The sequence below is a fragment of the Peribacillus frigoritolerans genome (assembly GCF_040250305.1).
GTDB lineage: Bacteria > Bacillota > Bacilli > Bacillales > DSM-1321 > Peribacillus.
This window is the reverse complement of the sequence record NZ_CP158190.1, coordinates 4,454,590-4,475,900: the sequence shown is the minus strand read 5'-3', so window position 1 is coordinate 4,475,900 and position 21,311 is coordinate 4,454,590. Positions and strand designations below refer to the sequence as shown.

At 37.0% G+C, this 21,311-nt stretch carries 19 protein-coding genes and 3 pseudogenes; 13 read left to right on the top strand and 9 right to left on the bottom strand.

Annotation, left to right across the window (positions count from 1 at the left end; translation table 11 throughout):
• Positions 1–5: 5 nt before the first annotated feature.
• A pseudogene (locus tag ABOA58_RS21915) lies at positions 6–121 on the top strand (excalibur calcium-binding domain-containing protein); the annotation flags it as partial.
• A 56-nt stretch (positions 122–177) separates the two neighbouring features.
• Here the strand turns inward: ABOA58_RS21915 and ABOA58_RS21910 are convergent.
• Entirely contained in the window at positions 178–2,277 is a 2,100-nt protein-coding gene (locus ABOA58_RS21910; protein ID WP_350300005.1) for a DUF262 and DUF1524 domain-containing protein, read from the bottom strand.
• Positions 2,278–2,600: 323 nt separating this feature from the next.
• Here ABOA58_RS21910 and ABOA58_RS21905 point away from each other — a divergent pair.
• Positions 2,601–2,813, top strand: a pseudogene (locus tag ABOA58_RS21905) (IS3 family transposase); the annotation flags it as partial.
• Between the two features lie 269 nt (positions 2,814–3,082).
• Here the strand turns inward: ABOA58_RS21905 and ABOA58_RS21900 are convergent.
• Positions 3,083–4,717 (bottom strand): Sau3AI family type II restriction endonuclease, encoded by a 1,635-nt coding sequence (locus ABOA58_RS21900; RefSeq protein ID WP_350300004.1) that lies wholly within the window; start codon positions 4,715–4,717, stop codon positions 3,083–3,085.
• 134 nt (positions 4,718–4,851) lie between these two features.
• Between ABOA58_RS21900 and ABOA58_RS21895 the strand changes: the two genes are divergently transcribed.
• Positions 4,852–4,956 carry a hypothetical protein gene (locus ABOA58_RS21895; RefSeq protein ID WP_350302936.1) on the top strand — a complete coding sequence of 35 codons (105 nt, stop codon included), beginning with the start codon at positions 4,852–4,854 and terminating at the stop codon, positions 4,954–4,956.
• 62 nt (positions 4,957–5,018) lie between these two features.
• Here the strand turns inward: ABOA58_RS21895 and ABOA58_RS21890 are convergent.
• Positions 5,019–5,503, bottom strand: a pseudogene (locus ABOA58_RS21890) (MutH/Sau3AI family endonuclease); the annotation flags it as partial.
• A 297-nt stretch (positions 5,504–5,800) separates the two neighbouring features.
• Between ABOA58_RS21890 and dcm the strand changes: the two are divergent.
• Positions 5,801–7,048 carry a DNA (cytosine-5-)-methyltransferase gene (gene dcm / locus ABOA58_RS21885; protein ID WP_350300003.1) on the top strand — a complete coding sequence of 416 codons (1,248 nt, stop codon included), beginning with the start codon at positions 5,801–5,803 and terminating at the stop codon, positions 7,046–7,048.
• Between the two features lie 39 nt (positions 7,049–7,087).
• On the opposite strand, the gene ABOA58_RS21880 is transcribed toward dcm, so the two are convergent.
• Positions 7,088–7,528, bottom strand: coding sequence for a very short patch repair endonuclease (locus ABOA58_RS21880; protein ID WP_350300002.1), 441 nt, complete (start codon positions 7,526–7,528; stop codon positions 7,088–7,090).
• Positions 7,529–7,757: 229 nt separating this feature from the next.
• Here ABOA58_RS21880 and ABOA58_RS21875 point away from each other — a divergent pair, with 229 nt between their 5' ends.
• Positions 7,758–9,086: a hypothetical protein gene (locus tag ABOA58_RS21875; protein WP_350300001.1), complete on the top strand. Its 1,329-nt coding sequence runs from the start codon at positions 7,758–7,760 to the stop codon at positions 9,084–9,086.
• A gap of 390 nt (positions 9,087–9,476) precedes the next feature.
• Here ABOA58_RS21875 and mcrC read toward each other — a convergent pair whose 3' ends face one another.
• Positions 9,477–10,520 (bottom strand): 5-methylcytosine-specific restriction endonuclease system specificity protein McrC, encoded by a 1,044-nt coding sequence (mcrC, locus tag ABOA58_RS21870; RefSeq protein WP_350300000.1) that lies wholly within the window; start codon positions 10,518–10,520, stop codon positions 9,477–9,479.
• Positions 10,498–12,951, bottom strand: coding sequence for an AAA family ATPase (locus ABOA58_RS21865; RefSeq protein WP_350299999.1), 2,454 nt, complete (start codon positions 12,949–12,951; stop codon positions 10,498–10,500). The genes mcrC and ABOA58_RS21865 overlap by 23 nt, the downstream gene beginning before the upstream one ends.
• A gap of 179 nt (positions 12,952–13,130) precedes the next feature.
• Between ABOA58_RS21865 and ABOA58_RS21860 the strand changes: the two genes are divergently transcribed.
• The 4 genes from ABOA58_RS21860 (at position 13,131) to ABOA58_RS21845 (ending at position 16,673) form a co-directional block, all read left to right on the top strand.
• Positions 13,131–13,892 carry a sodium:solute symporter family transporter gene (locus ABOA58_RS21860; protein WP_350299998.1) on the top strand — a complete coding sequence of 254 codons (762 nt, stop codon included), beginning with the start codon at positions 13,131–13,133 and terminating at the stop codon, positions 13,890–13,892.
• A gap of 488 nt (positions 13,893–14,380) precedes the next feature.
• A complete protein-coding gene (locus ABOA58_RS21855; protein WP_350299997.1) occupies positions 14,381–15,847 on the top strand; it encodes an Msr family ABC-F type ribosomal protection protein in 1,467 nt (488 codons plus the stop codon).
• Between the two features lie 185 nt (positions 15,848–16,032).
• Complete coding sequence (locus tag ABOA58_RS21850; protein ID WP_350299996.1) at positions 16,033–16,359, top strand: DMT family transporter; 327 nt, start codon at positions 16,033–16,035, stop codon at positions 16,357–16,359.
• Positions 16,359–16,673 carry a DMT family transporter gene (locus ABOA58_RS21845; RefSeq protein WP_350299995.1) on the top strand — a complete coding sequence of 105 codons (315 nt, stop codon included), beginning with the start codon at positions 16,359–16,361 and terminating at the stop codon, positions 16,671–16,673. Before ABOA58_RS21850 ends, ABOA58_RS21845 begins: the two co-directional genes overlap by 1 nt.
• Positions 16,674–16,754: 81 nt before the next feature.
• On the opposite strand, the gene ABOA58_RS21840 is transcribed toward ABOA58_RS21845, so the two are convergent.
• Positions 16,755–17,249 carry a L,D-transpeptidase family protein gene (locus tag ABOA58_RS21840; RefSeq protein ID WP_350302935.1) on the bottom strand — a complete coding sequence of 165 codons (495 nt, stop codon included), beginning with the start codon at positions 17,247–17,249 and terminating at the stop codon, positions 16,755–16,757.
• 204 nt (positions 17,250–17,453) lie between these two features.
• Between ABOA58_RS21840 and ABOA58_RS21835 the strand changes: the two genes are divergently transcribed.
• The 4 genes from ABOA58_RS21835 (at position 17,454) to ABOA58_RS21820 (ending at position 19,708) form a co-directional block, all read left to right on the top strand.
• A complete protein-coding gene (locus tag ABOA58_RS21835; protein ID WP_034309801.1) occupies positions 17,454–17,792 on the top strand; it encodes a hypothetical protein in 339 nt (112 codons plus the stop codon).
• 165 nt (positions 17,793–17,957) lie between these two features.
• Positions 17,958–18,683 carry a ZIP family metal transporter gene (locus ABOA58_RS21830; protein ID WP_350299994.1) on the top strand — a complete coding sequence of 242 codons (726 nt, stop codon included), beginning with the start codon at positions 17,958–17,960 and terminating at the stop codon, positions 18,681–18,683.
• Between the two features lie 175 nt (positions 18,684–18,858).
• Positions 18,859–19,221: a hypothetical protein gene (locus ABOA58_RS21825; RefSeq protein ID WP_350299993.1), complete on the top strand. Its 363-nt coding sequence runs from the start codon at positions 18,859–18,861 to the stop codon at positions 19,219–19,221.
• Between the two features lie 151 nt (positions 19,222–19,372).
• Entirely contained in the window at positions 19,373–19,708 is a 336-nt protein-coding gene (locus tag ABOA58_RS21820; RefSeq protein ID WP_350299992.1) for a hypothetical protein, read from the top strand.
• A 103-nt stretch (positions 19,709–19,811) separates the two neighbouring features.
• Here the strand turns inward: ABOA58_RS21820 and ABOA58_RS21815 are convergent, their stop codons facing one another.
• Both ABOA58_RS21815 and ABOA58_RS21810 read right to left on the bottom strand, forming a co-directional pair.
• Positions 19,812–20,165, bottom strand: coding sequence for a hypothetical protein (locus tag ABOA58_RS21815; protein WP_350299991.1), 354 nt, complete (start codon positions 20,163–20,165; stop codon positions 19,812–19,814).
• Positions 20,166–20,322: 157 nt separating this feature from the next.
• Positions 20,323–21,243: an NAD(P)-dependent alcohol dehydrogenase gene (locus ABOA58_RS21810; protein WP_350299990.1), complete on the bottom strand. Its 921-nt coding sequence runs from the start codon at positions 21,241–21,243 to the stop codon at positions 20,323–20,325.
• Between the last annotated feature and the right edge of the window lie 68 nt (positions 21,244–21,311).

Below are 21,311 nucleotides of genomic sequence, written 5' to 3'. Positions count from 1 at the left end.
AAACACGTTCATCTTTCGTTAAAAATAAAGGAGGAAAAACTAAATATAAGTCCCGGATTCAAAGGCACTATATGATGCCAATAAAAAAAGCGATCGTGATAAAGACTTGATCGCTTGTGAAACTGTGAAATTTAAAATGATGTTTATCAATCAAAATTTAGTTTGCTTATATATTCCTTATTCATCCTGATCAGAGTTTAATATAAATGACTGCTGAATAAGGTCCATAATAGGTTCTAAATCAGTCTCAGATTTTAAGCTGATTTCAATGTCTCCATTTCCCCGGTGGCCAATATCTGTCACATCTCTTCCAAGATGATCAGGATCATGTAATTCACCGAATTTACAATTTAGCCAAATCTTTATAGTTTGTTTTGCGGGTAATAAATCTACGAAATTTCTATTCCCATACTTAAAGGCGATATAAAATTTCTTTACTTCCTCATGTACGGAACTATCTATGTTTAAGATGCGAGTTTTTAATAAGTCATATAACTTATGGGTTTCAGAACTAAATGCATTGGCATGATGTTCAATTGAATAATCTGTTTTTGATTTTGACTCATTTTCGTTTTTCTTAAATCGTTTTAAAACATCTTCTGAAAGAGTCGGAGACTGCCAGACAGTAATTGCTCGTTCGGCTAAGATATTTGCTCTTTCTTCAATCGATTCTTTTTTCCATGTTGTAAATTTGGAAACACTACGATTTAACCATAATGGGCTATCTTTGAAGCCACCTACAAGAGATAATTTTTCAGAAAAACTTCGATCGCTTAATTCAGAATTATATCCAGTTAAAGTTAAATTGCCTAAAGTATGAAGGTAAGAAAGTTGGATTGCTTCCCACTCTGATCCTAAGGCTGTTTGCCATTCAACTGAAAGGTTTTTGTTTTGTGGCATTATATGTTCAATAGTATAATTTTCAACATTGACAATTTCTTTTCGATTATGATTTTCCAGCTTTCGTAACAGATAATTCCGATTTCTGAAGTTGTATAGATCTTTAATTAATAGGTCCCGACGAAATTCCTCATCAGATGGAAAGCGTCGATAGGATGTCTTAAATATAAATGCAGCTTTTAAGCTATTTAAGTAGTCAGTTTTATCAATCTCTTTTGACAAAGCTGCGAAAGTATTATTTAACGAATTTGTTGGTATACTGCAAATTGCGCGTCTGAAAACGTAACTTTCAACTAATCTAAAAACAGTAATTAGTTCGTCTTTATTAATAATGTTTTGTACATAGTCATTGTAAACTTGCATTAAGAATGGATTTGCGGTATCTACTCTAAGTCCACGTATATCACGAAATACATTTTCAAGTACAGGATCTTTATCATGCAAATTAAGATTTACATAATATTGTCCATATGAGTAAACATCGATAATTATTTCTTCAGTTGTTAGGTGAGCGTGTTCAGTTACATAGGATTTAAATGCCTCGTATACAAAACCAATTTTGGGGATTACTCCTGTTTTAAGCGTAATATAATCCCTAATAAAGCGATCAAAATAGCTTGAATCAGGTAGTTTGTCGAACTTCATTTCAAGCTTGTACCAATATTTGTTGTAAAGGTATTCCTGTTCTTTTGGTTGTAACCCCATCAGGAAATAGTTTCGAATTAAATCAGCTTGTGATAAATCAAGCCCTGTGGAATTGAGGCTCTCAAAGATTAATTGGGGGTTATCTTTATCACGATCTAAAGCTATATCCACAACAATAAGTTTATTAAGAGCTTGATAAATTTCATCCAAAGTTAATTGACTTTTCATTATCTTATCCTTGAAGTATTTCTGATTCTCTACAATTCTTTTTGAATGATCATCCTCGAATTCATTTCTTTCAAGTAAATCAATATAAGTTTGACGATCTTTTTGGGTTAATAATAGCTTGTACTGGGTGTCATCATCTTCTTCAGCATTAAAAAGGAAGTAATTACGAACTTTCTTTGATGTAATTGATTCGCAGGTTTTAATCTGTTCTCCCATTACCTCAGAAAACGCAGATAATATTAGGCTTAAGGTTGTTAATCTTTGCTGACCATCTATTACTAAAAGTTGGGGCACAGAAGTTACATGATATAAACCTTTCTCAACATAAACTATTGAACCTAAGAAATGTGCTGATAGATTCACATCTTCAGAGATTCGTTCAATATCGTCCCATAACTGAGCACATTGTTTTTTCGTCCAACTATATGTCCGTTGATAAATCGGAATAACGAATTGCTTTGGCCCTTTTAGAAATTGTAAAAAGTTTGTCTCGGTGGCTTTCATAAATATACCTCCAATTTTCTTTACATACTACATATTATAACGAAATATGGATACTGGGTATATTTAAACAGGATGATGGTTGAGACATCAAGTTTATATTAAATTTAAAGTTGCCGATATTTATTTATGAGCAGACAAGGTAAATCTTTTGAATGTGATAAGGTGAACCGTATCATAAGTAAATGAGGTTTTTTGGGGTTGAGTAGCAATACAAACTATTATAATAATGTGGAATCATTTATTAAGATTTGACCAATAATTTAAAATATAAAAAGTGAAATTAATGAGTCTTAATAATGAACCCATAGAGAAGTTGAGCCAATTTACTGAGTACATTCGAAATTAAACGGTCATTAAGCAGGAAAGGTTGCCCCTATGATAATGCAGTAGACGAATCTACATTTAAAATTATCAAGACGGAATTTGTAAAAGGTAAATATTTTGAGAGTTTGGAACAGTTAAAGTTGGAATTAGATAATTATGTTCATTGTTTTAATCATAAAAGAATTCATGGGACACTTGGGGTATCTATGCCCAATTGAGTATAAAAAAGAACACCTTAAAAAAATTGTTTAGTTTAAAGTTGACATACCAGATTAAGGTTAAAACCTTGCCGTATGGCAGGGTATTCTAGGGTCTGATAGGTAAGTGAACATTAGAATTCCTTAAAATAAGATAGGATGCTCTGAAAAATAATAATTCCAAGTATGCCTAATATAATAATTACCATTAAAGTCGATAGATTAAAGGTAGATAAAAAAGCTTACCATTTCGGTAAGCTTTTTTATTAGATTGAAGCATTATTCTACAACAAATCTTTAATTTGTTCATAAATATATTCTTTACTTAACCACCAAGCTTGTTTTGTCATATATTCATCGGTAAAATTTTCATTTTCACTCTCTGGTCGAATTATCCATTTTGCTGGGCGAGGTAATTTTCTAGAATTATTCATTAATTTCTTTTTAGGAACCCCTTTAACTACAACGTCTTTATAGTATTTTAATCTGTATTGAGCAACTTGGGCATCGGGGCGAAGATGTAAAATATCTTCAAGAGATGGTTTAATGAAATTATTTTTTACTCTGATTTCATTATTTTCATTTTTGGTAAAAGTTAGTTCAACACCGTTTTTTAGTTTTTCAACTTCCGTTTTCCAAACTTCTTTTACTGGTCCATCTATGTCAGAAGGTGGCATGTTCCAAAATTTAGCACCTATTAAAATGATTTTTTCAGGATTTGTTTCGTACGATTCACTTCCATTTTTCTTATTATTAAAATCATTAAAAACTAGCAGCAGAAATTTTTGTCTATCTAAAAAATCATACACTTTAGATTCTTCCCAAGACTCATCTACCAGTTTTATAAATGAAGGAATTCCCATGAATTTAAAATGCTCTTTTGGTTTCCCCTTTCTTAAAGTAACCGTTTTTAAACTAATTTCTGCTTTTTCGATTTCTTCAGATGTAACTTCATCTGTAGTGGTTGGCAAATTAAGAATTCTACGGATTATCATGTTATTGATATTTTTTTGTGTCTGACTTTTATCTACTTTGATACCAAGTTTATGAATCAATTCACTTTGTTTCATACCGTAATAGGGAGTAAAGCGGGAGACAATAATCTCCTCAAGAGTTTTCTTTTCTAGCTCACTAACATCTTTTACAATACTATTAATTGCTTCGGTATGGTCTTCTCCAATAATATGATTATTTATAAGTTCATTGATGAATTTTGATTTAAATGAATAGGCTCTAGGCTTTGCAGGAACATCTGTATGCTTCTGTTTTGTAAAATCATCACCAGTTGCTGACTTTGTACATGCTCCTAGATAATTTGTAAGCCCTTCTGATAATTGTTCGGCTTTCCCAGAGTTTATATATTCAGATATTTTTCCCCAGTCCTGCTTGATGATTTCTAAATCTTTCTCAGGTATTTCAATTACAGTATCTTTAGGCAAGCCAAAATCTTGTAATTCTGTCATTGAAAGTAGATTTGCATATGATACTCGAAATTTTGTTTTATCTTCAATCATTTCTCCGCTAGAAATTTTTTTCTTATGCGAGACATCCCGTCTATAATATTGAATTAATTCAATTAGTTTATTCTTATGCCAAAATGAACTTTGTTCAAATGTTTTACCATATTCATTTTGGTAATTAATTTTATTTAAAACTAGTCTCTCCCCAGCCATAAATTTTGCATGTTTTGTTTGTTTATCTATGGGGGTAACTTTTAATTCCACTCCAGCTTCTGGAAAATCTGGTTCAGCATAATTGTCTGCTGGATGGTCAAACCAGACTTGCTCAATTACATTGCCTGGATAAGATTTATTTTTCACATTCTTAGTGCTCTTTACATCAATCTCTCCAAGCGTTTTTCCAACCGCTTCTAATGCTCTTTTATGTACTTTCTCCTTTGTATCATAGACACTACTCAAATCATTCCACTCCTCCAATATAACGAACAACAATTGTTAATTATAATATATCAATGACTTTTATAATGTGGTAGCCGAAGCAACATTTAAAATCCTATCAACCCAAATCCAGTGATTGAGAAAGACATGAACCGATTATTTCAGATGAAACATGGGAAAAGGCTCAATCCATTCTAAAAAGCAGAAGCAGGACTCCCAATAAATACACAGTGGTGAGTATCCTCTTACAGACATTCTAAAATGCCCTGCTTGTGGTGCTAGTATGGTTTTGGGAAGAACAACTAATCGCAATAAGGACGGAAGCACCTAAATAGTTCGTGTCACCTTCAGAAATTTCATGGGCCTTGCCGTTTCGGATTTTCTCTACGATCGTTTGCCAGTCCTGTTTAATGATTTCCAAATCTGCAGTCGGATAAGATAATAGGATATTCCTATATATGTAAAAATCCTTAGGTTCATAGTTGGGTAACCATTCATAAAACATAAAACATCAGTAAAATTTTTTCGTTTTTTTCCAAAAACTCGAGGTCTCGAATGTGGTATTAACTTCATCATGGTATTGATTATATTTAATACCAATCGTTCCTTTGCAGAGATGGATTTGTTTTTATTCTGCTTGAAAGGTGTGACTTTCAACTCGATACCCAATTCTTCAAAATCGGGTCTTGCATCGGAATTGATTTTATAGCCAAAGAAACTTTCTTCGATTAGTTGGCCAAGTCCCCCTTTTGATTTAGTGTTCGTGAGTCGACCTTTTAAATCAATTTCCTCAAAGGTTTTACCTATGGCTTATTGTGCCTTGGTCATTAACTCTTCGACAGTTCTATATTCCATAATATAACAAGCTCCTTTCTTGAGTGTTCTGTTAAAATGGAATTTTAAAATCTTTTACAATTCACGCATTACACTTTAAAATGATAGAGTTAGGGTATATAATATTATACCGCTATACTCAAAATTCAGGTATATTAATTAACTTATCTTGGATAAATAAGAATTTATTTTTTATTTTTAATATATAGTTCTTGATCTCACTAGGGATTATTATTATAATAGGTATAAAAGCCGAAAGGATGTTCGGTCATGATAAATGCAATTGAATTATTTGCGGGGGTCGGTGGGTTCCGGCTGGGCCTTGAGGCGGCAAAAGGTTTTGATGTGGTTTGGGGTAACCAATGGGAACCTTCAAAAAAATCACAGGATGCTTTTAACTGTTATGCTAGACAGTTCGATAGAGGAATACACTCCAATGAAGATATTTCTACGGTAGATGAAAAGATATTTGTAAATCAAGGGATTGAACTAATTGTAGGCGGTTTTCCTTGTCAAGATTACTCCGTTGCCCGAAGTCTTTCCGGAGAAAAGGGAATTCAAGGGAAGAAGGGTGTCCTTTTCTGGGAAATCATGAGGCTTGCTGAAGGAATCAGGCCGAAGTATATCTTGCTGGAAAATGTGGACCGTTTATTGAAGTCTCCATCGAAACAGCGCGGAAGGGATTTTTCCATCATGCTGGCAAGCTTCAGGGATTTGAATTACTCAGTCGAATGGAGAGTCGTCAATGCTGCGGAGTATGGACAAGCACAGAGGAGGCGACGCGTCTTCATTTTTGCCATCAGGAACGATACGCCGTATGTCAAAAGTAGGGCCATGGAAGATGATGCGGTAATGTTGCATGAACGAGGTTTCTTCGCTAATGCATTCCCGGTCAAATGGGAAATTTCCAAAAAGCATAAACCACATTCATTCATGATGGAAGAAGGTATTCTGGAAATTTCAGATGAGTTCACGATGACCTACTTGAATTCAGGAATCATGAGAGATGGCGCTGTATATACCGAGGAATTGCTGCCAATTGAGGAGCGGCCACGGCTATTAGGTGAAATCTTGCAATCTGGTGTCGATGAAAAGTATTATCTTAGCAAGGATGCAATCGAGAAATTCCGTTACCTTAAGGGCCCGAAAAAGATTGAGAGGACGGCTGCTAACGGACATAAATATGTATTCTCCGAGGGTGGGATGGCTTTCCCTGAATCGTTGGACAAGCCAGGCCGTACGATGCTGACAAGTGAAGGGACTGTGAATCGGAGCAGCCATGTGGTTGAAGATCCCGAAACGAAAAGGCTTCGCATCCTGACCCCGGTAGAGTGTGAAAGATTGAATGGGTTCCCAGATCATTGGACGGAAGGAATGTCCGAACGGATGAGGTACTTCTGTATGGGGAATGCCTTGGTGGTCGGACTGATTGAAAGAATGGCCAAGCGAATTCTCGAAATCGAGGAAGAAGATGCAGCAGCTATTAAAGTGAATCCACAACAACTTAGTTTATTTTAAATTTAGAATGGTCCCTGGCAAAATTGTCAGGGACCATTTTTATACGTGTGCCACATCTTCCTTGGCATTATTGATGAAAGTGGTGATTTTTTCGATGGTATTATCAAAATCCTTCCTTACCTCATGCTCCCAGATTCGTAAGATATGCCAATTTCCATCTGTATAATATTTTGTGATTTCCAAATCGCGTTCCTGGTTTCTCTCAAGCTTCTTCACCCAGAAATCTATATTGCTCTTCGGCATTTTTCCATGTATCGGACAAAAGTGCCAAAAGCACGAATCAATGAATATGACTACCTTATACTTTTTGATGGCGATGTCTGGTGTTCCCATCATCCCCCTGACATTCCTCCTGAATCGATACCCCCTGTGCCAAAGTTCATGTGAAACGAACGTTTCCAGCTTCGAAACGGCTTTAATTGATGACATGATTTTACTCCGGGTTTCTTTCGTCTCTGGTAATCGTGCTTTATTTGCCATTTAAAGAATCCCCTTTCAGTAAAGAAGTGCTTCCTCTTACTTTATTAGTACCAATCCTTCCGGTTTTCAAACATTCATCTTAGTTCAAAACCTTACATATAATATAAGGATAAGTAATGAAAAAACTGTAAATTTACAGTAGTGCATATATAATGGTAGATATCTACTACTTTGATTTGTTGGGAATAGCATAATTTAAAACTAAACTAATAAAAGGAGAATATAAGACATGATGAAACCAAAGGCTTATGGATCATTTGTTAAACGGGGAGAAAATATTTATCGTACATCAGCTTACATACAGTGGGGGGATTCGGAGGAATCAATCGGAGCATGCCTTCTACAAAATCCAGGATCAGCCACACTTTGTAAAGAATTAACTAATTTACTTAATACAGTAGGTTCTTCCAGTGGTTGGATAAAGGCAGAAGATCCTACCATGAAACAGTTAGTCTCTATTGTTCAGGGAATCTATGGAATGGACAAGCCTATTTCAGGTCGATTACACATCTATAATATTTTCAATCTTCAAAATACTAAGTCGGAAGATGCAATAGAGCATTTTGAAAATCTTGTCCAATCTGGTGAATATGATATTACAAAACCGCTAGTTAATATAAACGAATTTAAATTGCACCCTTGGATTCTTCTTGGCTGGGGGGTTAAACAAGAAAAGAAGTGGAAGAACTTTCAATTGATTAAGGAGAAATGGCTTAAATTAATAAAAGAAACAAAGGTTCCTTCTTTCGGAAAAAAACATGAAAAGAAGAATGAATATTATCACCCATGCCCACTCATTTCATCACACAGACCAATGATGGCTCAAGAGCTGATTAATATATATAAGCAGCAGTTTTGTATTCAACGTTTTCCAAACTATGCAACAAAACCTAATTTAATCGTAGAAATGGAACAAGTAGAAAAATATGATGATGACGACTATGGGTGGTATAGAACGCCTGTAAATCCTGAATACATTGTAAAGGGATTTTCTCACCTAAGCATCCAAAGTGGCTATAAACTAAGGGCGTATCAATTTAGTGATGGCGGCGGTAATGGTAATGGAATAGTATGGGCAATTCCTGAAGAAAAGGAGTTACAGGATTTAGAGGATTGTAAGCGATTAGATGGTTTCTTATCCGCTCCAAAACCAGCTCACGCATTGTCAGATTTTATGCAAGTCATTGAAGGAGATAAAACACCTTTATCTTATTTACAGGCAGCAATCGTATATCATGAATTAAATGAGTTTGGAGCTAATTGGCATGGGACATCTTGGGGAAGAGATGTTATCTTGCCAGTGCAAGAGGAATCAGGAGATGAATCATATGAGAATTTCAGTAATGATCAATGGGAAATGATTGAGAAAAAGCCTGATATAAAAGAGCCTCATTTTTATTACAGTAGGGAAGGATACCCCGTCATTGTATTTCATACCATAAATGATATCGGCACAGTCACATGGAACCGATATGTACATGTATTCAATAAAGATGACTATACATTAAAAGTTGAACAAACATGTATTGCGACAGGTGGGGCTGGAATTATCTTTTAGAATCGATTGAACGGTACTTGGTTCAGGCCGATCACTTCTAATTTAACGGCACCGATCTTTCCTAACTACTTAACTGAAACAGAGTATCGAAAACAAATCTACTTTGCAGACAAATCCTCTAAAAAGCTTTGGGAGTAAGATGAAGTAGGAGTTAGTAAGTTGATTTCGACTAGTATTATTTTCTTTTGAAGAAATATTTTTAAGCTGAACTTTAACGTTACCTCTGATGATCAAAAGATTTTTTAGAATATTACGGATATTTGTATAGATAGGCAGTATTATCACTTTGAGCGGAAGGCTAGATAGTCATTACTATAAGTCCGATTACAAATTTGTAATCGGACTTTGCAGTTATTGGTCTAGAAATATAATATGAGTGACTTCTTTTTACTACCTTAATACAACTATTTCAAGTAACCTTTCATGGATAGATTCCCAGTTGCTATTTAAATCCACTGTGAAAATTTTCATAGGAAAGCCCTTCACTACATAGGAGAGATTCAGTGCCTTACCGGTTTTTGGATACAGTAGGATGCCTATTGTTTCCTTCCCTATAGCTTTTTTATGATTACTTAAATAAGCAAAAAGCTGATAGAGATTTCCGCTAATTAGTTTTTGAGATCCCCAGTTTTGTATAAGCGAGTTTTGATAGTATTTTGTATCCATGATAATTTTCCACTCAATATTTTCAAGTGAAATATCTGTTTGCATGAGGGGGAGATAGGCGGTGTTTTCTCCCTCTGCTTCCCAATAAATGTTTTCTCGGTAAACTTTGAATTCTGGTAACTCTATTTTATAAAAGGAGCGAACGAACTCCTCGAAAAGACGTGCCATCGCTTTTGGTTCTCTTTCAAAATCTGCGAATGTAGTTTCTAGACCCTCCTCATGCATTAACAACGATTCAAATAGAAAACGACAAATATCCAATACAAAACGATAATGTTGGTTACTTCTGTGGAGCTTGATCTTATAAAAAATTTGGGGATCAAGCTTAATAGTACTGATACCTTCAAAATACGGGTATAGTTGACGAACCTCTCCTTTAAGCGTTGGATCTAAGTTTGAACTTTGGATCAATTTAACCAGGGTAGACTTGATAATCTGGTTGTGGAGAATGTCATGGCTCATATCTTCAAATTCACAATGCATTTTTCCTCGTTTAAAGGAAATAGTATTAATAGATTCCTGAAAATGGATTCTTCCTCTTAAGTTTGATAGTTCCTCTTGATAGCTCTTGTATTCTCTATAAAACCCTTTTTTGATTAGGGATCGGAGTTTAACTAGTAGAATCCTTGTCAAAAGGTGCTTCATATCCTTTTCATTTTCACGAGAAATGTTGGCAAAGTCTTTCTCTGCTAAATGTCCCCATGCATAGCAAAGCATATAATAGAGATTTTTAATTGGAATTTTGTTAGAGTCTGGAGAGGAGACCATTTACTTTATCCTCCTGATCAAACCAATACTCTCTAAGCAATGGGGCAATTTCTAAGCGAATAATCCGTTCATACCATTTTTGCTCATCCTCCACCTGCTCGAAGGTAGGGCAGAAATAACTATGTCCAATCTCATATCCTTTGCCCAGGTTGACAGTATCTTTTATGATTTCCTGATTGATTTCACTAATGGTTGTGGTTAATTTATCGATAAATCCTTGACTAATTCCTTTATTGATTAGATATTCTTCAAATTGTTCTGTATGGAAAGCTGGTTCCAAAGTAATAAACGAGAATCTTCTACGAAGGGCATAATCTACCATGGCTAATGAACGGTCAGCAGTGTTCATTGTTCCAATAAGATATAAGTTTTTAGGAATATAAAAAGTATCCTCACCTTCACTATAAGCAAGCTTTACGGAATATTTCTTTCCTCGTTTATCAGCTTCAATCAGCATCATTAGTTCTCCGAAAATCTTCGAAAGGTTTCCTCGATTAATTTCATCAATAATCATATAATAATTGCTTTCCGGATCATTAATCGCTTTTTTACAGAAGGAGTAAAAAATGCCATCCTTTAAAGAAAAGTGCCCTTGTGCACTCGGTTTATAACCTCTAATAAAGTCTTCATAAGAATAAGATTGATGAAACTGAATCATTTCTATTTTCGTATCATCCCTAGTGCCCAAATGTAGATAAGCAAGTCGCTTAGCAATAAAGGTTTTTCCTACTCCTGGCGGCCCTTGGAGAATGAGATTTTTCTTATAATCAAGAGTTTCAAGGATTTCCTCTATCGTTTCTTCATCCATAAAAACTTCTGTGAGAATTTGCTCACTATTATAGAGAGCAGCTTTTTCAATAACAATAGGCATAGTTGTATCATTTTCTAGATAAACAGACTTTTCTCTTCCGACCATATCTAACAATTCTTTTACAAAATCCTCATAGGGACTGATATCTGTTAGGGTTTTGGTGATCAACTGATTATTTTCAATTTCCCATTCCCCAGTTGCTAGCCATTCTACCTTACGCAATGATTGGTAACGTTCACGTGTTGGATCGTATTTGTAATCCGAAACAATTTTTCCATAAGCAATAATCTGTTTGATTCCTTTTTTGATAAAAACATAATCGCCAATTTTCATTTCATGAGCGAACTGATAGTTGGCAAGTGCATCATTATTAGGATTGTGATCAAGCTGGAATGCTTCTTTTAAAGCTTCTGCTATTTCTCTCTTGCTTTTATATTGTTTAAGGTCACTAATTTCTTCCCAGCCAATTGCTATTAGCTCATTTTGGTGGAAATCCTTCCACATCGAGTTGCCTTCCCCAGCTGCTAATAGCCAAAATTGTGGAAGATCATCCTCTTCAGTTTGATATTCTATTTTCCCGTATTTCTCAAATAGAAAACTAAAGAATTGATCAATTTCATAAAAAATGGGCAGGTTAGTTCTCTTTCCGACTATTTCAAGATATGTGTCCACTATTTTATTTTCTTGCATGCAAATCTGGAATTTTAGTAATTTGGTCGCAAAGGAATCTCCTCGTGAATAATTAGGAGTCAGTTCTAGGATATTTTCTGCTGCCACCTTGTCTCTTTGATTGTAAAAACAATATTCTTCTGGAAAAAGATTTCCTATTAATTCACTGATAACACTTGTTCCGAATCCAAAAAGCTTGTATTCCCCATCAGAGAGAACACGATCAATTCGGTCTTTGATGGAATCATTTCCGTAAATAAGGTATTCAAAGCTTTTTCGGTAATGGTCAATAGGAGCATTCATATTTCCGAGGGCTCGCTTCTTAGCAAGCGGCATTCGAAAAGCATTGATATGATTGCCCAACTCCTGAATGTCTTTCCATTCCATCGCTTGTATGTTTTCCTGTTTTTTAAATTGATTGAAAAATTGATAGCTTTCTTGTAAATACTCAATATTCGTCAAAAACCAGTTTTGTGCTTCGTCCTTAAAAAAATGAAGGAATTTTTCTGTTGTAGAAAGGTTTAGTCTATCTTGGATTTCTGAAGGTGAATTCCATAGGTTTTTGAGACGATTGAATTCGTCATCAGTTAATCGGTAGTTTGTCATTTGACTGATTTTGAATATTTGTAAGTTCATTGTATCTGGGATTTCTTTTAATTCATGACGAAATAGCATTTGTTCTTCTGCTGTTAAACGACATTCGAGTACTTTTAAGTCTACCTTGAAATCCCCCTCATTTTCATAAGGTTCTGAAACAATTTCGCATAATGCGATTACACCGCCAGAATTTTTGATTCTGCCATCAGATCTCCAAATAAAGACTTGATCTTTTTGTTGTATCTCATCCAAATACTGCTTTTGTCTGATTGACCAGTTTATGACTTCATTTTCTAAGAAGTATGTATCTAAATCAAAATGTTTTGGGTTTCCTTGAAAAATCCACTTGCCCATTTAAGAATTCCTCCTTTTAAATTAATATATTATTTTATCATAAACCATTTTTGAAATTTTTAAATCAATTTAGGTAACTCAATTCACTATATACAGCCTATATAAATTTATTGATACCATCATGCTCCTTTGCCCTAACCTCTGTTTACCCCAATTATCAACGCCATCCGGGCCGGCGTTTGGGCAACGATATCCATTTTGACCTTCATATCAGCATCTCGACAATCACCACCATTAAAAGCGATATCGCCCCAACGGAAAAGGTATTCATTTGGGCTGCGATGAATATTGTCCCGACATGGCTTGGCGTCATCATCGCTAGCGGGATCATGGCTGCGGCATTATCATCCTGTTCGAGCTTCCTGCAGATTATAGGAAGCAGCATTACACGGGATATCATGGAACAATCACGGAAAAAGGAATACACAGATCAACATCTATTACGGGCCAGCCGCATTTCCATGGTTGTGATCAGCTTGATCATTCTATTGATTGGATTGTTTCAGCCGCCTGCCGTCATGTGGATCGGCTACTTTGCGGCAACATTATTTGCGGCATCATGGGGGCCGATTGCCATATCAAGCATATTTTCAAAGAAGGTAACGAAAGAAGGAGCATTTTGGAGCATCGTATTCGGCTTCTTTGGCGTGATTCTCGGAGAAAGCCTCGGCATGTTCGGAATAAGCCTTCCCGTTTACTTCAATCCTGTCATCATCGGTTTAATCTTAAGCATAGGCGCACTTATCATTGGCTCCAAGTATGGAACGATCACCATCGAAGAAAGTGAGTTTCAGGCAAATATCCTTCAAACCCCCATTGAAATAGACGAGCAAAAAGAAATGAACATCACCCGCAGATACCCGGCCTATTTAATGATCAGCGGCGTCATGATTATCATGGTTACACTAGTGTTTTATTATTGGCCAATAAATATGAATTGATTGAGATGGCAGGGGGAGACCCCTGCCATTTCTTTATACAACAAAAATTATTGACTAATGCAAATATCCTGGTTAGAATAGGGGCAAGATTTGAAAGGAGCGATAAACGTGGCATTTTTACAACTATACTGATATACACACATATTATGGAAAAAACCACTTTGCATAAGGGGTTATTTGCTGTGTGTATAGGATGGATATGTTGTAGAGGTTTTGTTGTTCTACGGATATCTATGCCGATTTTTTCAGTACACAGAGCCCTTCTGTGTACTTTTTGTTTTGGAGGTATTTAACTTGATGATGTTACTTTTCTATTGATGAGAGTTTGGGAGTTAAGCTCATATCGATTACAGGGTATTCAGCGGTGACTACAAAATAGGGGGAATGTAAATTGCAATTCTTATTATTCTTTTGATGCGGGCTTGAAATAGAAGCTCGTATCAATCCAAGCTATCGATACGAAATCACAAATTTCGGAGGTAGCGAATATGGAACAAATATGTTTTGGATTAGAAAATGTCGAAGTGGCATATTTAGATAAAGAGATATTTAAGATTGAACGATTGGCTGTACATCAATTTGACCGCATCGGCATCGTCGGGAAAAATGGTACAGGGAAAAGTACGTTATTGAAGTTACTTGCTGGAGAAATTCAACCGACAAGCGGAAAAGTAAAGTGTTACGTTGATCGTGGCTATTTTGAGCAAGTTGAAGCGCCTGCTGTTGCAGAAGCTGATCCAGCGTTACTGGGAAGATTGGCAGTTCCGCGAAATTCAGGGTCGCTAAGCGGCGGTGAGCAAACAAGGCTAAAGCTTGCCCAATTGTTTACCCACTATAATGAAGCGTTACTTATCGATGAGCCGACAACCCACTTGGACCAAGAAGGCATTTCGTTTTTACTTGATGAATTACGCTATTACTATGGTGCGCTTGTCTTAATTAGTCATGACAGGGCTGTATTGGATGAACTCGTCACAACGATATGGGAAGTGCATGAAGGCGAGGTACATGTATATTCAGGAAATTACAGCGAGTACACTGCACAGAAGAAGTTAAAACGTGAACAACAGAGGCAAGCTCATGAACAATTCATTAAAGAAAAGAGCCGGCTTGAAAAAGCGGCGCAGGAAAAAATGAAAAAGGCTGAAAAAATCGCTCAAGCTGGAAGATTGTCAAAAAAAGAGGCGAATGCAAAACCGAATAAGTCGTTTATGACGAAATCGAAAGGCACAAGCCAAAAATCCGCACAACGTGCAGCGAAGGCAATTGAGCATCGAGTGGAAAAGCTTCAGGAAGTGGAAGCAGTACAAGAGGAAAGGGAAATCGTATTTCGCCAGTCAAAGCAATTGGAATTGCATAATAAGTTCCCGATAATGGCGGACCGACTGACTCTTCAAGTGAAGGAGAAAGTATTATTGGATGAAGTGAGTTTCCAGCTGCCACTCGGTAAAAAAATAGCCATCACAGGCAGCAACGGCAGCGGAAAAAGTACTTTGCTACACCATATTGCGAATAATGGTGCAGGTTTAACTCTTTCTCCAAAAGTAAAAATGGGTTACTTCCGCCAAATGAGCTATAGATTTGCTGAAGATGAAACGGTACTTCAATTCCTGGGGAACCGCTCAGAATATGATGAAGGATTTTTAAGAAGTGTCCTGCATTCGATGCAGTTCGTCGGGACGGATATACTGAAAAGCGTTCAGTCCTTAAGTGGCGGAGAAGCGATTCGCCTCCAGCTTTGTCAGTTGTTTCTAGGCGAATACAACATTCTGTTATTAGATGAACCGACCAATTTTTTAGATATTAATGCCATTCAAGCGTTAGAACGATTTATAGCGGCATATGATGGGACGATACTATTTGTATCCCATGATCAAGCGTTCATAAATCATGCAGCAGATCTTCAATATAAAATTCAGGCAAAAAAATTGGTTCAAGTGTTACTTTTAAGGTAATGCCAAAATAAGCCGATGGGGCAATTCCGTCGGCTTATTTATTTGCTTCTCTATAAGATTTGGGTTCCATTAAACCTCTGTTTCATTTAACATGGTTGACATAAAAAAGTAATATACTTAAAGAGAAGTTAGATCTGAGCCTAAGATTGAGATAATGATAAATATAAAGAATCGGAGTGTGAAATATGAGTGAATCCAAAGCATGGTTACACGTAATTATAGGCGGCCTGCTTGAAGTAATATGGGCAAGCGGCTTTAAATATGAAGCTATACCGCCTATTATTGTCATCATTTCATTACTGACAAGCTTTGATTTAATTATAAAAGCAGCTAAAGTATTACCGATAGGCACTGTATACGCAGTATTTGCGGGAATGGGGATAATTGGAACGACAATTGTTGAAGTCATTTTTTCTGGCGGCATTGTCAGCCCATTAAGAATTGCCTTCATTTTATTACTGTTAGCTTGTATTGTTGGATTGAAATTGACGGCTAAGGGAAGTGAAAATTGATGGATTGGTTGTTTCTTATATTGGCAGGATTATTAGAAGTCGTAGGTGTTATCGGGATAAAGAAGACGGCTGAAAAAAATAACTTGATAAATAATATCATTTTAATAGCCGGTTTCGTTTTAAGCTTTCAGTTACTGGTCAGGGCAATGGAAACGATCCCTTTATCAACAGCCTATGCCGTATGGACAGGTATCGGAACCGTTGGAGCTGCGATTGTCGGGATGGTTTTCTTTAAAGAATCAAAGAGCTGGATAAGGGTTGTCTGCATACTGGGTGTTATTTTTTCAATCGTCGGATTAAAGGTCGTAAATTAAATAGTTGAGTGTTGGCAGCCTAATCCTATTGTGGGATTAGGCTGCTTTTGATTTATATCGAAAAGTTAAAAAAATTGTCCATTAAGGATGAATCGAAACCGGTGTCCCGATAGGAACAGTCCTTGATAATTCCTCCACGTCCCGATTATGCATGCGAATACAGCCTTTGGATACGGCCTTACCGATCGAGCTGGGGTCATTCGTTCCATGAATGCCATAGTGTTCTTTGGATAAACTCATCCACATTGTACCGAAGGGGCCTCCGGGGTTGGGGGCTTTATTAATGATGATGAATTGTCCTACCGGTGTACCGAACAGCATTCTTCCAACAGCAATCGGATATTGTTTTTGCAGTACTCCATCTTTAAGCAGTCTTAGCCTGCGATTGTTAACGGACACATCGATTTGAAATGGAATGGTATCAGCAGGGGGAAAACCAGGGATCATTATGGGCTGACCAGGATTAATGACATTTGGATTTATGGTCGGGTTAGCAGCGATGATGGCCGATAGCGGTTTCCGATAGTCCCTGGATATCTGTGTCAGTGTTTCACCTGGTTTAACTGTATGAATCAGTCTGAACACCTCCATAGGTTATAGTTGCATGTTTCATTCTATGTGATTTTTCAAAAGTGTTTCGTAACTCGTTATTAACTGTTATCTGTTTTTAATGAAACTTATATGTTAAGTAACTAAGCCGAAAAGAAACCGAAATGAACTTTTGATAAAATAAGTTTTTATGGAGATGGATTTTTTGTTAGTTAAAGAGGGGGAATAAGGGTGGAGGAACATGTGAAAAAGGCTTTAATCGAATGGAATGAAGAAATTAGTGATGTATTAAATGGGATAGAAAAAGAGTATGAAGAAGTTAAGCGTGATCTTCAGGTTTATTCCTATAAATTCAATATCACCAAGCAAGTTGTACAATCCACTATAAATGATGAAATTATTCGAAACATCCGCGAGCTCTATCATAAACCTTTTGAACAAAAATTGAACGAATTGAAAGAATCAATAAAAGAGCTGGAAGAAAAGAGAAAGGTTTTTCAAATGTTTGTCGATAAAATTGAAAAGGTTAGTGAAAGAGAAGAAGGAAAACCGCAAATATCAGTCATATAAGGCAGTGAAGAACAGGATACTCATAAGTACTCTACTATTCTATACCCAAAAACTAGGCAGCGAATATAACTGCTTTTTTTTGCTGGAATTGCAAAAAGCGGCCCATTGTTTACCCCAACATCAACCCGGGTACACTATCCTATAAAAAGGAAATGGGGGAATTCTATGTGGAATGCGGTCTTTTGGGGAGGGGTTTCGGGTTCTGCTGTCCTGCTTGGCGCACTTGCCGCCATCTTCATTCCGATCAAGAAAAACATCATTGGCTATATCATGGCTTTTGGTACGGGTGTATTGATTGGTGCCGCGGCATATGAGCTGCTTGCTGATTCGGTGAGTGATGGAGGAATTTGGGCGACGGCAATCGGATTCATCGCAGGGGCCGCCGTATTTACTGCCTTGGATTTACTTATTTCCAAAAAAGGTGCGGATAAAAGGAAACGGTCCAATAATAGCTCCTCGAAGGAAGCGGGCCTAGCCATTTTTATCGGGACGGTTATGGATGCCATACCGGAGTCGATCATGATTGGCGCAAGCTTAATAAGCGGCGGCTCGGTAAGCTGGTTATTGGTCATTGCCATCTTTATCAGTAATATTCCGGAGGGGCTCTCAAGTACAACAGGTCTGCTCAAAAGTGACTATTCCAAAAAGAAAATCATGCTGCTGTGGTTTTCTGTCCTGATCATTTCGGCACTATCCTCGATGTCGGGCTATCTATTTCTCGATCATGCCCCGGACTATGTCCTGGCAGCGATGGCAGCCTTTGCAGGCGGCGGGATCATTGCCATGATTGCCTCAACGATGATGCCTGAAGCATATGAAGACGGAGGGCCGATCACGGGCATATTCACCGCTGCGGGCCTGCTTATATCTTTGGTTTTGGATTCGATGTGAAATTGTCCCCTTGGAAGGAAGGGGGCAATTTTTTTGTATAAAATCTATCATAGAAGGAAATACGCAGGCGAAATAAGGAAATCTATGTCTAAAAAAGAATCGCTGGTGTTAAAATACCATTTCAAATCATACACTCTTCATATATTAGATTTTTTGACATTGAGGAGATGGAGAAATGAACTTCGAGATGCAAATAGCGAATATGTTGGCTGATAATATACATGGTTTCATTACATTTGTCCGGGAAAATCATGAAAATGAAAACAATTGCTTTTGTTTAAATAAAGATAAATTGTATCAATTGAAGCTTCTTGTTGACGAGTTTAAGTTTCAAGTATTGGCCGATGAACTTAAACGAATCAACAGGTTTACCTGGGATGAAAACTACACGCAATTATTAGTTGATAGATTCAGAAAAGGGATGGAGATCATTGAAGAGTACGTAGAAAATAACTACAGCGATTTATTCATATTTACCGCTAGACTTTACACATTGAATAGCCTCAGCTTAACCTTTTGCAAGGGGGAACCTCAATAATCTTCCCAATGAGTGCGGGATAATAGTTTATATATGTTAAAATCTAATAGGATTTAGCCCGGAAAATGAAATTAGTAATGTCATAAAAGAATGCCCTGGCATCTTTTTGAGATAATCCACAAGTAATGCCTCGAATAAGGGAGATGAAGCAATGATAGTAAGTGAAGGAATGGCGAGCTTATACAGGACTTTCGAAAGAAATGGTTATGATAAAGAAAAGGAGACCAGTAAGGCTACAGAATTTAAAAACATCCAAACTGGAGAGGTAATATACTTATTGCCTACTCAAGAGATAGGTGTTGTTTTGGATCCAAAGACAGTAGAAAACCATAAAGATTTTAAAAGTGAAAAGAAGTATCATGGTACTGCATTAAAAAAATTTCCTAAGAGAGTGAATAAAGGCCAAACTCCAATATATTATGGGTATTCTTTTAAATTTAAATCAATAGGTGAGTTAGAGTCCATAAAGAGAGTCAATGAGATTTGATAATGCTAAATTGAAATCGCTCTTTTCTCTTTAAACCGATCCGGATTACGAATCAGTAATCGGGCTTACTCTAACTAGTTTCCTTGCAAAGGGCTGCAAATATTTAGGTGATCGCCCAAAAAAAGATGGCTAAAGCGATGATTGAAGAGATGATACCAAGCACTGCTTTCCACTTTGATGAAGCGTTCAACCAGATAAAGACGCTGCTCACTATCATTCCAATAGAAAAAAGCACGCCGCTAATCACTTTCATCCATGTCGCTTCAAAAATTGGTTCGACCAACAAGAGTACCCAACTGAGTGCCACCAGACCACCCGTAAAGATAAAACGCTTACTCGTAAAATCAGTCTTCACATCATTTCGTTCTTCTTCTGACATCTTTTTATAACCCCGCCACATCATGAAGGCCGGAATCCCTAACATTAAAACTAATTGTACAATTGCATCTATATTCATTGAGTCCTCCAGAAATTGCTGTATACCTTCCATATACGTTTGTTCCTGGAAAAAGTTTCAACATCTTCCTGCATAATGACATCCTACCCCTTCAGATCCGATTGTCTAAGGGGTATTTACATGTCCAAGAGGTAGTTAAAACATGTGCAAGGTTTTGTCAGGGTTTATCATGTACAGTTATCACTACATTTCCCTTTTTATGTCCTAGCTCTACGTATCTATGAGCCTCGGGAATCTGTTCCAGCGGGTAGCGTTTATCAATGACCGATTTTATTTTGCCAGTTTCGATAAGCTCCTTGAGGAGTAGTAAATCTTCCGTAAGTACCTTTGCTATTCCTTGCCCTTCAACGGACACGTATCGCCCGTTCGGGGTTAGTGCCTTCTTGCAATTGGCTTTCGAGCTTTTGCCGACTGCATCAAAGATGATGTCATATCGCTCTTGTCTTTCCGTGAAGTCTTCTTCCGTGTAATCAATTACTTTATCGGATCCCAATGATCTCACCAAATCAAAATTAGCGGCACTGCATACTCCGGTAACTTCTGTTCCAAAGTATTTGGCAAGCTGTACCGCGGAAGTACCTACCGAACCGGATGCACCGTAGATGAGGACTTTTTGTCCGTCCTGGATATTGGCTTTTCTGAAAAAGTGCAGAGCTGTCGTTCCCCCAAAAGAAACGGCGGCGGCTTCCTCGTAGGTCATATTGGCAGGCTTCATTGCGATTGGCCCGTCTTCAGGTAAGCATGTGTATTCAGCATGAGCCCCGAAGTTCATTCCAGTCATGGCAAAAACCTGGTCGCCTTTTTTGAATTTTTTCACATTGCTCCCTGTTTCCTCTATCTCCCCGGCTAGCTCCACTCCCAATATCGATTTTCGCGGTTTTCTAAGCCCCAGGAAGATCCGCATCGGCAGCCATAATAAGAAAGGACTCTTGAAGCTCCGGACTCTTATGTCCCCTGAAGCTACTGTTGCCGCGTGGACCTTTACCAGAATTTCGTTGTCCTTGGGCGTTGGTTTTGCTACCTCTTGGAGTTCCAGTACATCGGGTGAACCGTATTTCGTGCATACCATTGCTTTCATCGCAAGTCTCCTTAGTTTTTGATTCAGTCTTTTAATACTATGATTTAAGCTGAACTATAAAACTACAT

Coding starts and splice junctions, on each gene's coding strand:
- ABOA58_RS21910 (WP_350300005.1), bottom strand. CDS start 2,277: ATGAAAGCCACCGAGACAAACTTTTTACAATTTCTAAAAGGGCCAAAG.
- dcm (WP_350300003.1), top strand. CDS start 5,801: ATGATAAATGCAATTGAATTATTTGCGGGGGTCGGTGGGTTCCGGCTG.
- ABOA58_RS21880 (WP_350300002.1), bottom strand. CDS start 7,528: ATGGCAAATAAAGCACGATTACCAGAGACGAAAGAAACCCGGAGTAAA.
- ABOA58_RS21875 (WP_350300001.1), top strand. CDS start 7,758: ATGATGAAACCAAAGGCTTATGGATCATTTGTTAAACGGGGAGAAAAT.
- mcrC (WP_350300000.1), bottom strand. CDS start 10,520: ATGGTCTCCTCTCCAGACTCTAACAAAATTCCAATTAAAAATCTCTAT.
- ABOA58_RS21865 (WP_350299999.1), bottom strand. CDS start 12,951: ATGGGCAAGTGGATTTTTCAAGGAAACCCAAAACATTTTGATTTAGAT.
- ABOA58_RS21855 (WP_350299997.1), top strand. CDS start 14,381: ATGGAACAAATATGTTTTGGATTAGAAAATGTCGAAGTGGCATATTTA.
- ABOA58_RS21850 (WP_350299996.1), top strand. CDS start 16,033: ATGAGTGAATCCAAAGCATGGTTACACGTAATTATAGGCGGCCTGCTT.
- ABOA58_RS21845 (WP_350299995.1), top strand. CDS start 16,359: ATGGATTGGTTGTTTCTTATATTGGCAGGATTATTAGAAGTCGTAGGT.
- ABOA58_RS21830 (WP_350299994.1), top strand. CDS start 17,958: ATGTGGAATGCGGTCTTTTGGGGAGGGGTTTCGGGTTCTGCTGTCCTG.
- ABOA58_RS21825 (WP_350299993.1), top strand. CDS start 18,859: ATGAACTTCGAGATGCAAATAGCGAATATGTTGGCTGATAATATACAT.
- ABOA58_RS21820 (WP_350299992.1), top strand. CDS start 19,373: ATGATAGTAAGTGAAGGAATGGCGAGCTTATACAGGACTTTCGAAAGA.
- ABOA58_RS21815 (WP_350299991.1), bottom strand. CDS start 20,165: ATGAATATAGATGCAATTGTACAATTAGTTTTAATGTTAGGGATTCCG.
- ABOA58_RS21810 (WP_350299990.1), bottom strand. CDS start 21,243: ATGAAAGCAATGGTATGCACGAAATACGGTTCACCCGATGTACTGGAA.